This is a genomic window from Luteibacter yeojuensis (assembly GCF_011742875.1).
Lineage (GTDB): Bacteria > Pseudomonadota > Gammaproteobacteria > Xanthomonadales > Rhodanobacteraceae > Luteibacter > Luteibacter yeojuensis.
This window is the reverse complement of the sequence record NZ_JAAQTL010000001.1, coordinates 1604324-1619990: the sequence shown is the minus strand read 5'-3', so window position 1 is coordinate 1619990 and position 15667 is coordinate 1604324. Positions and strand designations below refer to the sequence as shown.

Sequence of the window (15667 nt, the reverse complement as noted above, 5' to 3'; positions counted from 1 at the left end):
CGGTTCGGCCAATCCGACATAGTAGCAAGGGAGGCTCCAGGCAAGGCCCGGGGGCCGACGGCGGAGCCCTACGCGCGGTGACCGATTTGGTTGACAACGGTCGCGATTTTACGCCGGCGGGCTCTAAGCGTGGATTCAGCGTGAACTTGATGAAATGCATGCCAGTGGGCGCGCTCGTGCGCCTGACTGGAGGTTTTCCTACATGTCTCGCCTGCTCATCCCCGCGCTCATCCTCGCGGTTTTCGCCACCGGCGCCCAAGCGCAGGACGGCCGTTACGGCCCCGGTCCCGACGACAACACCCATTACGGGTGGGCGGATGTGCTGCGCGTCGATCCGGTGTACGGGGTGGCTCGTGTGGAAACCCCCCGCCAGGAATGCTACGACCAGCCGGTGGTCCGCCAGGAATCCGGCGGCAGCAGCACCGCGGGCACCATCCTCGGTGCCGTGGTCGGCGGCGTCCTGGGCAACACCGTGGGCAAGGGCGATGGCCGCAAGGCGGCCACGGTGGCCGGCGCGGTCGCGGGCGGTGCCGTAGGCAACAGCATTTCCCGTCGCGGCGACCGTACCTACGAGAGCACGGAAACCCGCTGCCGCGACGTGAGCACGGTATCCGAGCAGCGCCGCATCGCGGGCTACGACGTGGAATACCGCTATCGCGGCGAAGTCTACGTCTCCCGCCTCAACTACGACCCGGGCGAGCGCCTGCGGGTACGGGTCAGCGTCTCTCCCGCCGACTGACCCGGCGGCCGACCGACTCTGTAGGAGCCGCTATAGCGGCGAGGGAACCTGGCCACGGCGCCGCAAGGTTGCTCTCGCCGCTATAGCGGCTCCTACAAGGTTTCGCGGCTTTCCCCTGTTGCGCATCGCAGCAAACCACGGCATGATCGCCGTTCCACCTTTCCCAGGTCCCTCCGTGTCTCACGCCGTCTACACCGCGATCGTCCTCACCAGCGCCCGTATGGCCGCAGGGATGACCTCGCGTGCTCGTCGACCGTACATCGGACCCTGTGCCGGGTAGGCTGTCGCGCGCGTTTCATACGTACCGACGAAAAAACCCGGCCTTGTGCCGGGTTTTTTCGTTTCCGCATCCCCTCTCATCCACGGCCCCCGGGCCACCGACCGATCCGGATTGCCATGACCGTTCGCCATTTCCTTTCCACCCAGGACTACAGCCGCGCCGAAATCGACGCGCTGCTCGAACAGGCCGCCGAGTTCAAACGGTCGCGGCAAGGACGGCAGCTGGCCGGCAAGTCGATCGCGCTGCTGTTCTTCAACTCGTCCATGCGCACGCGCACCAGCTTCGAACTGGGTGCCTTCCAGCTCGGCGGCCACGCGGTGGTGCTTTCGCCCGGCAAGGACGCGTGGCCCATCGAGTTCGAGGTGGGTGCCGTGATGGACGGGGACACCGAGGAGCACATCGCCGAGGTGGCGCGGGTGCTCTCCCGCTACGTGGATCTCATCGGCGTGCGCGCCTTCCCCAAATTCGTCGACTGGTCGGTGGATCGGCAGGACAAGGTGCTGGCCGCCTTTGCGCAGTACGCCACCGTGCCGGTGATCAACCTGGAAACCATCACCCATCCCTGCCAGGAACTGGCCCACGCGCTGGCGTTGAAGGAGCACCTGGGCGATCTGCAGAACCGCAAGTACGTCCTCACCTGGACCTACCACCCGAAGCCGCTGAATACCGCCGTCGCAAATTCGGCGCTGCTGATCGCGACGAAGATGGGCATGGACGTGACCCTGCTGTGCCCGACGCCGGAATACGTGCTCGACGAGCGCTACATGGCATTCGCCGAGGCCAACGCCCGCGAGAACGGCGGCTCGCTGCAGGTGTCGCACGACATCGAGTCGGCCTACCGCGGCGCGGACGTCATCTACGCGAAGAGCTGGGGCGCCATCCCTTACTTCGGCCGCTGGGACGAGGAGAAGGCGATCCGCGACGCCAACCGGCACTTCATCGTCGACGAGGCCAAGATGGCGCTGACCAACAACGGGCTCTTCAGCCACTGCCTGCCGCTGCGCAGGAACATCAAGGCGACCGACGCGGTGATGGACTCGCCGGCCTGCATCGCCATCGACGAAGCCGAGAACCGCCTGCACGTGCAGAAGGCGGTCATGGCCTCGCTTGTTTCGCATTCCTGATCCGTCCCATTCCTTTCGGTCCAACGTCTCCCCCGGAGCCCGCATGTCCAGCAACGATATCGTCCTCGCCTTTTCCGGCGGCCTCGACACCAGCTTCTGCGTCCCCTACCTGATCGAGCGCGGCTACGCCGTGCACACGGTCTTCGTCGACACCGGCGGCGTCTCGGCGGAGGAGCGCGACTACATCGAGCAGCGCGCCAACGAACTGGGCGCGGCCTCGCATCGCACCGTCGACGCGGCGCAGGCCATCTGGGACAGCTTCGTCACGCCGCTGATCTGGGCCGGCGAGTTTTACCAGGGCCAGTACCCGCTGCTGGTGTCCGATCGCTACCTCATCGTGAAGGCCTCGCTCGAGCGCTGCGACGAACTCGGCACCCGATTCTTCGCGCACGGCTGTACCGGCATGGGCAACGACCAGGTGCGCTTCGACCTCACCGTGAAGGCGCTGGGCGACTACACCATCGTGGCGCCGATCCGCGAGATCCAGCGCGAGCACACCCAGGTGCGCGCGTACGAGCAGAAGTACCTCGAGGAGAAGGGCTTCGAGGTCCGCGCCAAGACGAAGCATTACACGATCAACGAGAACGTCCTCGGCGTCACCATCTCCGGCGGCGAGATCGATGCGTGGGAGATTCCGGAAGAAGGCGCCGTCGCCTGGTGCGCGCCGCGTTCCGAATGGCCGTCCGAGCCGCTGCGTATCGAACTCGGCTTCGAGAAGGGCACGGCGGTGTCGCTGAACGGCAAGGCGGCCTCGGGCCCGGAGATCCTCGGCTTCCTGAATCGCGAGCTTGCGAAGTATGGCGTCGGCCGCAGCATGTATACGGGCGATACCAACATCGGCCTGAAGGGACGCATCGTGTTCGAGGCGCCAGCGCTCACCGCGCTGCTTACCGCGCACCGTGCCCTCGAGGAAACCGTGCTCTCGAAACAACAGAACCGCTTCAAGCCGGAGGTCGGCCGCAAGTGGACCGAGGTGGCCTATGAAGGCTTCTTCAACGATCCGATCAAGGCCGATCTCGAAGCCTTCCTCGTCTCCACGCAGCGCAAGGTGGACGGCAAGGTCGTCATCGAGACGCGCGGCGGCACCGTGTACGCGGTGAAGGTGGAGTCGAAGAACATCCTGCAGTCGGCGAAGGCGACGTACGCCCAGGCCGCCGACTGGGGCGTGGCCGAGGCGGAGGGCTTCATCAAGCTCTACGGCATGAGCTCCACGCTCTGGGCCGAAGTCGACCGCGCCAACGGGAAGTGATCGGACCCATGGACTCCCTGCTCACGGATACGCTTACCCATCTGCGCGCGCTCGTCGGTTTCGACACGCGCAACCCGCCCCGAACCATCGGCACCGGCGGCATCTTCGATTACCTGCGCGCGAACCTTCCCGGATTCGACGTGGAGGTGACCGATTTCGGCGCCGGCGCCGTCAATCTCTATGCGGTGCGTGGCAAGCCGAAATATCTGTTCAACGTGCACCTCGACACGGTGCCGGATTCGCCGCACTGGACGGCCAGTCCGTTCGAACTGCGCGTGTCCGGGGACCGCGCCGTCGGCCTTGGCTCCTGCGACATCAAGGGGGCGGCCGCGGCGCTGGTCGCGGTGGCGAATGCCACGCAGGGCGACATGGCCCTGCTGCTGTCCACCGACGAGGAGGCGAACGACGCCCGTTGCATCGACGGGTTCCTCAAGACGCCCCGCGATTATGCGGCGATCATCGTCGCCGAGCCCACCCGCGGCGAGGCGGTGCTGGCGCATCGCGGCATCCACTCGGTGCAGATGCGTTTCCAGGGCAAGGCGGGGCACGCCTCCGGCGAGCAGAAGCCGTCCGACAGCGCGTTGCACCAGGCGATCCGTTGGGGCGCCGCGGCGCTCGACCACGTGCAGGCCCAGTCGCACGAGCGTTTCGGCGGTCTCACCGGCCTGCGCTTCAACATCGGCAAGGTCGAGGGCGGCATCAAGGCCAACGTGATCGCGCCGACGGCCGATGTCCGCTTCGGCTTCCGTCCGCTGCCGTCGATGAACGCGGACGGCCTCCTGGAGGCGTTCCGCACGCTCGTGGAACCGCATCCGATCGAATACGGCGAAACCTTCCGCGGCGATTCGTTGCCGGCGGGAGACACCGCCACCGCGGAGACGCGCCGCCTCGCCGCACGCGACCTCGCCGACGAACTCGGCATCCCGGTCGGCAACGCGGTGGATTTCTGGACGGAGGCCGCGTTGTTCTCGATGGCGGGCTACACCTCCTTCGTCTATGGCCCCGGCGACATCGCGCAGGCGCACAGCGCCGACGAGTGGGTCGCCCTCGATCAACTGGCGCACTACGCCCGGACCATCCATCGGATCGTCGACCATGGAATCTAACAAGCACACGAGGAAGACCATCGTCCGTCTCCTGTCGGCCATGGGCAGCGCGCGCGAGATCCAGCAGTACCTCAAGCGTTTCTCGCAACTGGATGCCGCTCGCTTCGCCGTGGTGAAGGTCGGCGGCGCGGTGCTGCGCGACGAGCTGCCGGACCTCACCTCCTCGCTGTCGTTCCTGCAACAGGTGGGCCTCACGCCGATCGTGCTGCACGGCGCGGGTCCGCAGCTCGACGAGGAGCTGGCTGCCGCCGGCATCGAGAAGAAGACGGTGAACGGCCTGCGTGTGACCTCGCCGGCGGCGCTGGCCGTCGTCCGCCGCGTGTTCCAGGCGCAGAACCTGCGCCTCGTCGAGGCCTTGCAGGAAGTGGGCACGCGCGCCACGTCCGTGCCTTCGGGCGTCTTCGCGGCCGATTTCCTCGACCAGGGCACGCTGGGCCTGGTGGGACGCGTGCGCGACATCAACCTCGCACCGATCGAAGCCAGCCTACGCGCCGGCTCGATCCCGGTCATCGCCAGCCTCGGCGAGACGGACGCCGGGCAGATCCTCAATATCAACGCCGACTTCGCGGCGAACGAACTCGTGCGCGTGCTGCAGCCGTACAAGATCGTGTTCCTCACCGGCACCGGCGGCCTGCTCGACGGCGACGGCAACGTGATCGATTCGATCAACCTGTCCACCGAGTACGAGCAGCTCCTGCAGCAGCCATGGTTGCATTCGGGCATGCGCCTGAAGATCGAGCAGATCAAGGATCTCCTCGACGACCTGCCGCTGACGTCCTCGGTGTCGATCACGCGCCCGGCGGAGCTGGCGAAGGAACTCTTCACGCACAAGGGCTCGGGCACGCTCGTGCGCCGCGGCGAGCGCGTGCTGCGGTTCGATTCGTGGGATACCGTCGACCTTGCGCGCATGCGCCAGCTCATCGAGTCCAGCTTCGGCCGGACCCTCGTGGACGGGTATTTCGAGCGCACGGACCTCTACCGTCTCTACGTCTCCGAAAACTATCGCGCGGCGATGGTGATCACCCGTGAGGAAGGCTTCGCCTACCTGGACAAGTTCGCGGTGCTCGACGACGCGCAGGGCGAGGGGCTGGGCCGGGCCGTGTGGCAGGTGATGCGCGACGAGAACCCGAAGCTGTTCTGGCGCTCGCGCCACGGCAACACGATCAACGCCTTCTACCATGCGGAGTCGGACGGCTGTCTGAAGCAGTCCCGCTGGCAGGTCTTCTGGTACGGGTTGGACAACTTCGCCGACATCGAGCGTTGCGTGACGCATTGCGCCGCGCGCGAACCCACCTTGCAGGACTGACGCGACATGGACACCAAGACCATCGGCATCGTCGGCGCGCGCGGCCACACCGGCGCCGAACTGATCAGGCTCGTCGCGGCGCATCCCGGCCTCGAACTGGCTTTCGTCTCGTCGCGGGAACTCGACGGGCAGCGTCTCGCCGACCATAGCGAGGCGTACCGTGGCGAACTCAGGTACGGCAACCTGGACCCGGCCGCGGTCGCCGCGGCCGGCGTGGACGCGGTCGTTCTCGCGCTGCCCAACGGCAAGGCCGCGCCCTATGTCGAAGCGATCGACAAGGCCGGCGGGAAGACCGTGATCGTGGACCTCTCGGCCGATTACCGCTTCGACGAGCGCTGGTACTACGGCCTGCCGGAACTGTACCGGGACCGCTGGCGCGGCGAGAAGCGGATCAGCAACCCCGGGTGCTACGCCACGGCGGTGCAGGTGTCGATCGCACCGGTGAAGGACCTGCTTGCCGCGCCGCCGGTGTCGTTCGGCGTTTCCGGCTATTCCGGCGCGGGCACGACGCCCTCGGATCGCAACGATCCGGACAAGCTGCGCGACAACCTCATGCCGTACTCGCTCACGGGTCACATGCACGAGAAGGAAGCCAGCCGCCACCTTGGCCTGCCGGTGGAATTCATGCCGCACGTGGCGCCGCATTTCCGTGGCCTCACCGTCACTACCAACCTCTACCTGGCGAAGCCGGCGAAGCGCGAGGACATCGTGCGCCGCTTCGAGGCACGCTTCGAGAAGGAAGCTCTGATCCATGTCGTCGACGAGGCGCCGTGGGTGAGCCATGTGGCGAACCGCCACCACCTCGACGTGGGCGGTTTCGCGATGTCGGCCGACGGCCGTCGCGTCGTCGTGGTCGCCACGCTCGACAACCTGCTCAAGGGCGCGGCCACCCAGGCCATGCAGAACGTCAACCGTGCGCTCGGCTTCGACGAGCTCACCGCCATTCCGCTCTGAGCGGTAGGACCCCATCATGACCCAGCCGCTCTGGCAGAAATCCGATACCCAGGTCGACGCGCGCATCATGCGCTTCCTTGCCGGCAACGACGTGGTGCTCGACCGCGAGTTCTTCCTGCACGACATCGTGGCGAGCAAGGCACACGTCGGAGGCCTCGCCAACATCGGCGTGGTCTCGGCCGATGAGCGCGATGCCCTGTTGCGCGAGCTGAACGCACTGGCAGCCGATTTCACGAGCGGCGCCTTCGTGCTCGACGAACGCTTCGAGGACGGTCACTCCGCGATCGAGGCCCGCCTGACGGAGCGCCTTGGCGATGCCGGCCGCCGCGTGCACACGGGGCGCAGCCGCAACGACCAGGTCCTCGTGGCGACGCGCTTGTGGCTCAAGGACAAACTGGCGACGCTGGAAGCCCTGTGCCGCCGCGTGGCGGAAGTCTGCCTGGAGCGCGCCGCCGGAGACGCGTTGCCGATGCCGGGCTATACGCATATCCAGCGCGCGGTGGTGTCTTCCACGGGCATGTGGTTCGCGGCATTCGCCGAGGCCTTCATCGACAATGTGCTGCGCGCTCGCCAGGCCCTGGCACTGATCGACGCCAATCCACTTGGCACGGCGGCGGGTTACGGCGTGAACGTCGCGCTCGACCGCGCGCATACGACGGCCGCGCTGGGCTTCGGCCGCATGCAGGTCTCGCCCATCTACGCCCAGCTCTCGCGCGGCAAGTTCGAGATGGCGGCGTTGGACGCGGTAGGCACCGCCTTGCTCGATACGCGCAGGCTGGCATGGGACCTGTCGTTGTTCACCACGGCCGAATTCGGTTTCGTGACGCTGCCGGCGGAGTACACCACCGGCTCATCGATCATGCCGAACAAGCGCAATCCGGATGTCGTCGAGCTGTTGCGCGCGAGCTATGCCAGCGTCGCGGCGGCGCGCACCGAGGTGGAGCAACTGCTCTCGTTGCCTTCCGGCTACCAGCGCGATCTCCAGTTCTCCAAGGGCTCGCTGTTCCATGGTTTTTCCATGGGCCTCGGCGCCCTCGAGCTCCTTCCGGACATGCTGGCCCGCCTCGAGTGGAAGGCGGACGCGATGCGCGCCGCGATCGAACCGGCCATGTACGCCACCGATGTGGCCATCGAGCAGGCCGTGGCCGGCGTGCCGTTTCGCGACGCCTATCGTGCGGCGGCGGAAACGGCGGCCTCGGCGGGCGAGGGCCGCACGCCGGAGTCGAGCCTGGCCGCGCGCACGTCGCCGGGCGCAGGCAACGACCTGATGCTGGACACGCTGCGCGCGCGCCTGTCGTCGCTTCGCTAAGCCGTTGCGGGAGCCGGCTTCAACGTACCCAGGCTTCGATCGCTTCCACCGCCCCGAAGCAATCCGCATACCGGTTGTACAACGGCACGGGCGACAGCCGGATCACGTCCGGCTCGCGCCAGTCGCCGATGACGCCATGGCGTTCGAGGTGTTCGAACAGTGAACGGCCAGCGTCGCGCCCCGCGCGAACGCGAATGGACAGCTGCGCCCCGCGTTGGGTCGGATCGTCCGGCGTCACGATGTCCAGCGTGTCGTCGAGCCGCGTGCGGATGAGCCAGTCGAGGTACGCGGTGAGGCGGCGGCTCTTTTCGACGAGACGGGCCATCCCCGAGCGCGTGAACACGTTCAGCGACGCACGCAGCGGCGCCAGCGCGAGGATAGGCGGATTGGAGAGCTGCCAGCCGTCCGCGCCGGGCGTGGGGCTGAAGTGCGGGCCCATCTGGAAGCGCGTGCTCTTGTCGTGGCCCCACCAGCCCGCGAAGCGGGGCAGGTCGGCGCGCGCGTGGCGCTCATGCACGAAGGCACCCGCAACGGCACCGGGACCCGCGTTGAGGTACTTGTACGTGCACCACACCGCGAAGTCGGGGCCGGCATCGTGCAGGGCCAGGGGCAGGTTGCCCACGGCATGGGCGAGGTCGAAGCCCACGACGCAGCCTTGCGCATGACCGAGCCGTACGATCGCCTCGAGGTCGAACACCTGGCCCGTGCGGTACTGCACGCCCGGCAGGAGGATCAGCGCCACGCGATGACCGTGTTCGGCGATGGCTCGCTCGATGGCGGTCATCGACAACGTGCCGCCGGGCCCGTCGGGCTGCAGTTCGATGAGGTCGCGCGACGGATCGAATCCGTGGAAGCGGACCTGGGACTCCAGTGCGTAGCGGTCGGTCGGGAACGCCCCCGCCTCCATGAGGATCGCGGAACGCTCCGCGGTCGGCCGGTAGAAGCTGACCATCATGAGGTGCAGGTTCGCGCCGAGCGAATTCATCGCCACCACTTCGTGCGGTCGCGCGCCGACCACCTCGGCCATCGCGTCGCGCACGTACTCGTGGTAGTGCATCCACGGCAGGCGGCCGCGGAAGTGGGCCTCGACCGCCAGCTCGGCCCAGTCGGAAAGCTCCGCTTCGATGGCGGCCCTCACGCCCTTCGGCTGTAACCCGAGCGAGTTGCCGCAGAAGTACAGCGTGTCGGCGCCTGCGTGCGCGGGGATGTGGAACTCGTCGCGGAAGGCACGCAGCGGGTCGGCGGCGTCCTGGGCTTCCGCCCATGCGCGCGTCGCTTCGAAAGCGGTCATCTGGAAAATCCTGGGGTCACGAAGGCATGCGGGCGGCCACCTCGGCACAGCCCTTGTCGAAGGTCGCGCCGAAGCGCGCATCGTCGGCCGGGCGGATGCAGCGCAGCTGGATCGCGTAACCGTCGCTGTAGAAGTAGCGCTCGAAGTATTGCAGCTTCACCGTCCCTTCCTTGGCGGTATAGACATTCTCGGTCGGCGACGAGGCCTTCGCGGGCGCGTATTCCGTCAGCGACGTGGCATGGCTGCGCAGGTTGCCCGCGAACTGCTGGAAGCCGTTGAGGTTGGGCACCTTCTGCGCGGTGACGGTCACGCGTGCGAGCGTGGCGTCCGTGGCGCTCGCGCCGGGCACCTGGAATACCTGGGTCTCCTTCTCGCCTGCCGACTGCATGATCGGCACCCACTGGTCGGGCACCGCGAAGCGGATGGCGCCATCCATCATCGAGACGTCGGTGGCGCCGACCGCGGGGCTGGCAAGGAGCATGGCGGTGAGGAAGAGGCGAGGCAGGCGGTTCACGATCGGAGATCCCCTTGGAGGGCGCGGCGACGCCGCGCAACGGCGGCATTCTGGCACAGCGGACGTGGCCGGATGGTGGGACCTGGTTCACGCCACGGCGGCGACCGGCTGGAACCGTGACATGGGCACGCCCAGCCACTCCAGTGCGGTGCCATGGAAGAGCCGCGCGCGTTCCCTTTCGTCGAGGCCGAGCGCCTCGATGCCGCTGCCGGGCTCCTGCTCGCCGAGCGGGAAGGGGTAATCGGTGCCGAGCATCACGCGATCGCTTCCCGCGGTGGCGAGGAGGTAGCGCAGCGCCGCGTCGTCGTGCACGCAGGAATCGAAGTAGAGCCGCGACATGTACTCGCGCGGATTGCGTGCGTTGTCGGTGGCGACGAGGTCGGGACGCATGCGGAAACCGTGCTCGATGCGCCCGATCGAATACGGGAAGCTGCCGCCGCCGTGGGCCAGCATGACCCTGAGCGAAGGCAGGCGCTCGAGCACACCGCCGAAGATCAGCGCGCAAGCGGCGCGCGACTGTTCCGCGGGCATGCCGACAAGCCAGGGCAGCCAGTACTTGGGCATCGTGTCGGCACCCATCATGTCCCAGGGGTGCACGAGGATCGCCGCGCCGAGATCGGCGGCCGCCTCGAAGAACGGGAACAGTTCCGCCGCGTCGAGGTTCCAGGCGTTGCAATGCGAGCCGATTTGCACGCCCTGCAGGCCGAGTTCGCCGATGCAGCGTTCCATCTCGCGGATCGCGAGCGAGGGCGATTGCAGCGGCACGGTGCCGATGCCGGCGTAGTGGCGCGGGTGCGCCTCGCACACGGTCGCCATGGCGTCGTTGAGATGGGTGTGCAATTCGAGCGCCTGGTAGCCCTTGGCCCAGTACGAGAACATCACCGGTACCGTGGACACCACCTGCACGCCGACGCCGAAGCGGGCGTAGTCGGCGATGCGGTGTTCGGCGTCGAAGGCAGACTCCCAGACCTCGCGGAAGAACTTCCCGTCCTTGTAGATCCGGTGGTGGCCGCTGGAATGGGTCATCACGGGAAAGCGCTCGTCGCCATAGCGGGCGGCGAGATCGGGCCAGTCACGAGGCAGGATATGCGCGTGGGTGTCGATCTTGAGCATGGCGTCGAGTGTAGCGCCGTGTCCGTGAAGGGACCTCTCGCGGTGCAGCAAGGGCCGGCCGTCAGGCCGGCGCCGTGGAGCGGCGGTTCACGACGTGCGCGATCGTGTCGACGTTGTCGGTCAGGCGATCCGTCAGGCGCGAGACCGCATCGACGAAGTCGCGGTCCTTGTTTCGGTCGAGCGCGGTGACGAGTGCCCGCTGGTGCTCGCGCAGCCCCGGTGGCATCGCCACGGCTTCGGTGCGCGTCAGCGCCCCCGCCTGCGCGCGCAGCGCGGTGGACGCCTCATGGATGAAGGCGCCGACCTGACGCCATGTCTCGGGGACCTCGCCCACGTCGATCAGCGACTCCAGCGCCATCGCGGTACGGGCGAGACGGTTGCCGTTCGCGTACAGCGTCTCCGCAAGCTCGCGCAGCACGGGCGGCGTACCCGGCTCCGCCACCATGCGGTCCAGCGATGCCTGGGCGTTGGTGCGCGCCGTGCGCGTGGCGGCGCGTACCTCGTGGCGGGTGCGGCTGTCGGCCGGGCCGACCAGCGATTCCAGGTAATCGGCGTACGCGCAGAGCATGTCCGAGAGCGCGCTGCGCGCGCGGTGACGTTCCCACGTGGGCCACAGCAGGTAGGCGAGCAGGGCGAGGCCGCTGCCTAGCGCCGTGTTGAGCATGCGGTCGGACATGGCCGAGAACGGGTCCACGCCCTCGAACGAGAGCAGCACGACCACGGTGCCGGTCAATGCGGCCACCGCGATACCGTAATGCGCGCCCGCCAGGTAGCGGAAAGCCACGCAGAGCACGCTCATCGCCGCCACGTGGGCCCACACCAGGTCCGGCGTCAGCCTCAGGATGAGCGTGGTGAGCATGAGGCCGAGCATGGTGCCCACGACGCGCAACAGGCCGAAATTGAAGGTGGCGGCGAAATCGGGACGCAGGACGATCGCCGCCGTCATCGGCAGCCAGTAACCGTGCGGCAGCGCGAAGTAGCGCGAAAGGGCGAAGGCGAGGGTGAGCACCACCGCGCAGCGCACGGCGTGGCGGAAGGCCACCGAATGCGGCGTGAGGTTGGCGCGCAGCGTGGACAGGGCGGACGCGCTGCGCAGGGTGTCGGGCAGGGAGGTTTCCGCGCGCTGGGCGCGCTCTTCGCCACGCGAGCCGGCCCAGTGGGTGTTGCGCACCACGGCGGCGAGCTGGCCGGACAACGCCTGGATGTGCGCCCCCATTCCAAAGGCCGCGCCGCCGGCGAGCAGGGCGCGTTCGCTGGCCTGCAGGGTGGCGAGCGCGCGTGCCGCGCGCTGCGGTGGTTCGGCGGCGTCCAGCGCGTCGGCGGTGGCGGCCAGCACGCGGGCGGCATCGTTGCGGAACATCTCGCCCATGCCGTCGCGGGCCGTCTCCAGGACTTCCATCGCCACGAGTTCGAGACGGATGCGCTCGGCGAGTTCCAGCAGCACGCGGAAAGCTTCCATGGCACGGCCGCGGGCATGGTGGCGGCCGAGCAGCGTGGTCTGCAAGGCGTCCATGGCATCGGTGAGGGCGGGCGCCTCGCCATCGTGCTGTTGCTTGCGCGCCAGCACGGCCAGGCCGCGGTAGACGGTGGCGAGGGCCGTACGCTCGGGCCGGTAGCGTTGCAGGGGCCATGCCGCGATGGAGAACGCGGCGAGCAGCATGCCGCCAGCGAAGATCAGGGCACCGCCCGCGAAGGCGCCCCGCAGGTCGGTGGGGGTGGCGGCGGTGATCACGAGCAGCAGCATGCTGGTCATGCCCACGCGCGCGATGTCGGGGCCGAAGACCACCAGCAAGCCGCCAAGGAAACCGCAGACGGCGCAGGCCAGCGACATGGGCAGCACCCAGTCGCCGATGAGGAAGCCCACCAGCGAGGCGGCACCCGCGGCCAGCGCGGCGAGGAACAGGCGGCTGAGGCGTTGCTGGTAGGGGCCGGGCTGGTCCGAGAACATCGTGTCCAGCGCACCCGCCGCGATGCCGATGCCCACCTGCGGATAGCCGAGCAGGAGTCCGATGGCGAGCGGCAGCACCACCGCCGCGGTATTGCGCAGCGCGACCCGCAACGGGACGTCGGGTCGTTTCGTCCGGATCAGCGTGCCGATGACGCTGGCGCGGAGCGAGTAGCCGTTGCTCATGGTGTCGGAGGGCTCGTCCTGTGAGCCCTCGATTCTGCCGTAAATCGCCTGTCCCTGGCATCCGAAAGGCCGGGGTGGGGAATGTCCCGTGCGGTGCGCTTACGAGGCCCGGCCCGAGAACTCGCCCGTCACGGTGTTCACCGTGACTTTCTCTCCGGTGGTGATGTACTCCGGCACCTGCACTTCGATGCCGGTGCTCAGCGTCGCCGGCTTGGTGCGCTTGGTGGCGCTGGCGCCCTTGAGTTCCGGCGCGGTGTCGGTCACGGTGAGGACCACCGAGGTCGGGACCTGGAGGCCCACCGGAGCGTCGTCGATCACCTGCACGTAGTAACCCTCGAGGTCTTCCACGATGTAACCGGCGTTGTCGCCGATGACTTCGGGGCCCAGGGTGTACTGGGTGTAGTCCTCGTCGTCCATGAAGACGAACGCGTCGCCGTCCATGTAAGAGAACTTGGCCTGGCGGCGACTGAGTTCGACTTCCTTCAGGTCGTCGTCGGCGCGCAGGCTCAGGTCGAACTTGCGGTTGCCGGGAATCGAATACAGGGTGAACCGGAAGGTCACATTGCCGCCGCGCGCCGTGGGCGCACTGCGTTCGATGTCGCGGACCTGGTACACCGTGCCTTCGTTTTCGACGACGTTACCCTTCTTGACTTCGGATGCTTTCATGACTGTGCGACTTCGTGTCGTGGGGTTGGATTACTTCGGCGCGAGACGGACGGCACCGTCGAGGCGGATCGTCTCGCCGTTGATGTAGCGGCTGGCGAGGATGAAGGCCACCATGTCGGCGAACTCCTCCGGCTTGCCCAGGCGCGAGGGGAACGGGATGGAGGCCGACAGGGATTCCTGCACCTGCGGCGACATGCTGTCGACCATCGGCGTCCAGAAGATGCCGGGCGCGATGGTGTTGACGCGGATGCCGAAGCGGGCGAGTTCGCGCGCCATCGGCAGCGTCATGCCTACCACGCCACCCTTCGAGGCGGAATAAGCGGCCTGGCCGATCTGGCCTTCATAGGCGGCGACCGAGGCGGTATTCACGATGACGCCGCGTTCGCCGTCTTCGCCCGCAGTGTTGGACTGCATGAGCTGGGCCGCGGCCTTGGCGACGTTGAAGCTGCCGATCAGGTTCACCATGACGGTGGTCGAGAAATTCGCCAGCGGCATCGGGCCTTCCTTGCCGAGCACGCGGCCGGCGCCGAGGATGCCGGCGCAGTTCACCACGGCGTTCAGGCCGCCCATCGCCTGGCTCGCGGCCGCGACGTTGGCGGCGACGCCTTCCTCGGACGTCACGTCGGTGCGATGGAAGGAGGCGTTGGCGCCGAGCGCGGCCACCGCGGCCTGACCTTTTTCCTCGTTGACGTCGAAGAGGGCGACCTTGGCGCCGGCGGCGACGAGTCGCTGGGCGACCGCGTGACCCAGACCGGATGCGCCGCCGGTGATGACGGCCCTGACCTGCTCGAGCTGCATGGAAACTCCGCTAGCGAATGGCAAAGAGGCCCATCTTACCTCCGGAGGCGTGTCGCGGTCCTGTAGGAGCCGCTATAGCGGCGAGAAGCCAACGGAGCGACGAAACGGTGAGGTAAGTTCCCCTCGCCGCTATAGCGGCTCCTACAACAGCGCCCGCAGTTCCGCCGACGTCGCCAGTTCCGCGAAGGGGATCACCGGGGACGGCGGATTGGCCGGTTCCGACAGGAACAGGCTCCATACACCGACGTCCCACCAGCGGCCGAGCTTGTAGCCGGCTTTCGGCCACACGCCGGCGGCCGCGAAGCCCAGGGCTTCGTGCATGGCCACGCTGGTGTCGCCCGGAAGGGTGATGACACCGACGGCCTGGTTTATACCCTGCAGCCGCATGGCCTCGAGCAGGGTGCCGTAGAGACGCCGGGCGATGCCGCGGCGGCGCGCCTTCTCGTGCACGTAGATCGATGTCTCGGCGACCCAGTCGTACGCGGCACGCTCGCGGAAGCGGCCGCCGTACGCGTAAGCGAGGACGTCCCCGCGTTCCTCCCAGACCAGCCAGGGGTGGGTGGCGAGTCGTGCGCGGATGCGCCGGGCCATCGCTTCCTCGCCGGGGAGTTCCGTTTCGAAGGTGATCGCGCTGGTCTCGACGACCGGCGCGTAGATCGCATGGCAGGCGGCTGCGTCGGCCTCGACGGCGACACGGATCACAGCGCTTTCTCCATGCAGATGCTCGAGGCGCTGACCCGGTGCTCGCCGAACGGGCGGCAGCGGCGGTAACCGGCGCGCTCGTAGAGTTCGATCGATTCGGTCTGCGCGGTGCCGGTCTCGAGCTTGACCATCTTGCCGCCGGTGGAGCGCACCTGTCGTTCGAGCGCCTCGAGCATCTGCTTGCCCAGGCCCATGCCGCGGCAGGCGGGCAAGACGTACATGTACTTGAGTTCGACGTAGTCGCCGTGGTCCACCCCCGCGCCGCAGGCCAGCGGGGTGCCGTCCACGCGTGCGGTCATGAAGGTCGTGTGCGGCTGGCGCAGGCTCTCCACGCTGACGGAGGGCGGTGGAAGGTGCCGGTCGAGGTCGGAGAGGTAGCCGTGCA

At 67.8% G+C, this 15667-nt stretch carries 15 protein-coding genes; 7 read left to right on the top strand and 8 right to left on the bottom strand.

Features of this window, described 5'->3' with window-relative positions:
• Positions 1 to 202 precede the first annotated feature (202 nt).
• The 7 genes from HBF32_RS07345 (at position 203) to HBF32_RS07315 (ending at position 8067) form a co-directional block, all read left to right on the top strand.
• Positions 203 to 739, top strand: coding sequence for a glycine zipper 2TM domain-containing protein (locus HBF32_RS07345; protein ID WP_166699029.1), 537 nt, complete (start codon positions 203 to 205; stop codon positions 737 to 739).
• A 396-nt stretch (positions 740 to 1135) separates the two neighbouring features.
• Positions 1136 to 2143 carry an N-acetylornithine carbamoyltransferase gene (locus HBF32_RS07340; protein ID WP_166699028.1) on the top strand — a complete coding sequence of 336 codons (1008 nt, stop codon included), beginning with the start codon at positions 1136 to 1138 and terminating at the stop codon, positions 2141 to 2143.
• Positions 2144 to 2186: 43 nt separating this feature from the next.
• The gene (locus tag HBF32_RS07335; RefSeq protein WP_166699027.1) at positions 2187 to 3392 is read left to right on the top strand and encodes an argininosuccinate synthase; all 1206 of its coding nucleotides are present in this window, start codon (positions 2187 to 2189) and stop codon (positions 3390 to 3392) included.
• 8 nt (positions 3393 to 3400) lie between these two features.
• Positions 3401 to 4498: an acetylornithine deacetylase gene (locus HBF32_RS07330; RefSeq protein ID WP_166699026.1), complete on the top strand. Its 1098-nt coding sequence runs from the start codon at positions 3401 to 3403 to the stop codon at positions 4496 to 4498.
• Positions 4488 to 5804 (top strand): acetylglutamate kinase, encoded by a 1317-nt coding sequence (locus HBF32_RS07325; protein WP_166699025.1) that lies wholly within the window; start codon positions 4488 to 4490, stop codon positions 5802 to 5804. The genes HBF32_RS07330 and HBF32_RS07325 overlap by 11 nt, the downstream gene beginning before the upstream one ends.
• Positions 5805 to 5810: 6 nt before the next feature.
• Positions 5811 to 6758: an N-acetyl-gamma-glutamyl-phosphate reductase gene (argC, locus tag HBF32_RS07320; RefSeq protein ID WP_166699024.1), complete on the top strand. Its 948-nt coding sequence runs from the start codon at positions 5811 to 5813 to the stop codon at positions 6756 to 6758.
• 16 nt (positions 6759 to 6774) lie between these two features.
• Positions 6775 to 8067 carry an argininosuccinate lyase gene (locus HBF32_RS07315; RefSeq protein WP_166699023.1) on the top strand — a complete coding sequence of 431 codons (1293 nt, stop codon included), beginning with the start codon at positions 6775 to 6777 and terminating at the stop codon, positions 8065 to 8067.
• 19 nt (positions 8068 to 8086) lie between these two features.
• Here the strand turns inward: HBF32_RS07315 and kynU are convergent, their stop codons facing one another.
• The 8 genes from kynU to HBF32_RS19270 all read right to left on the bottom strand — a co-directional run bounded on the left by kynU (position 8087) and on the right by HBF32_RS19270 (position 15614).
• A complete protein-coding gene (gene kynU / locus HBF32_RS07310; RefSeq protein ID WP_166699022.1) occupies positions 8087 to 9358 on the bottom strand; it encodes a kynureninase in 1272 nt (423 codons plus the stop codon).
• A 16-nt stretch (positions 9359 to 9374) separates the two neighbouring features.
• Complete coding sequence (locus HBF32_RS07305; RefSeq protein ID WP_166699021.1) at positions 9375 to 9872, bottom strand: hypothetical protein; 498 nt, start codon at positions 9870 to 9872, stop codon at positions 9375 to 9377.
• 87 nt (positions 9873 to 9959) lie between these two features.
• Positions 9960 to 10985 carry an amidohydrolase family protein gene (locus HBF32_RS07300; protein WP_166699020.1) on the bottom strand — a complete coding sequence of 342 codons (1026 nt, stop codon included), beginning with the start codon at positions 10983 to 10985 and terminating at the stop codon, positions 9960 to 9962.
• A gap of 61 nt (positions 10986 to 11046) precedes the next feature.
• Complete coding sequence (locus tag HBF32_RS07295) at positions 11047 to 13116, bottom strand: FUSC family protein (protein ID WP_166699019.1); 2070 nt, start codon at positions 13114 to 13116, stop codon at positions 11047 to 11049.
• A gap of 99 nt (positions 13117 to 13215) precedes the next feature.
• The gene (gene efpL / locus HBF32_RS07290; protein WP_166699018.1) at positions 13216 to 13782 is read right to left on the bottom strand and encodes an elongation factor P-like protein EfpL; all 567 of its coding nucleotides are present in this window, start codon (positions 13780 to 13782) and stop codon (positions 13216 to 13218) included.
• A gap of 30 nt (positions 13783 to 13812) precedes the next feature.
• A complete protein-coding gene (locus tag HBF32_RS07285) occupies positions 13813 to 14580 on the bottom strand; it encodes an SDR family oxidoreductase (protein WP_166699017.1) in 768 nt (255 codons plus the stop codon).
• A 141-nt stretch (positions 14581 to 14721) separates the two neighbouring features.
• A complete protein-coding gene (locus tag HBF32_RS07280) occupies positions 14722 to 15282 on the bottom strand; it encodes a GNAT family N-acetyltransferase (protein ID WP_166699016.1) in 561 nt (186 codons plus the stop codon).
• Positions 15279 to 15614 carry a GNAT family N-acetyltransferase gene (locus HBF32_RS19270; RefSeq protein ID WP_338039797.1) on the bottom strand — a complete coding sequence of 112 codons (336 nt, stop codon included), beginning with the start codon at positions 15612 to 15614 and terminating at the stop codon, positions 15279 to 15281. The genes HBF32_RS07280 and HBF32_RS19270 overlap by 4 nt, the downstream gene beginning before the upstream one ends.
• Positions 15615 to 15667 lie beyond the last annotated feature (53 nt).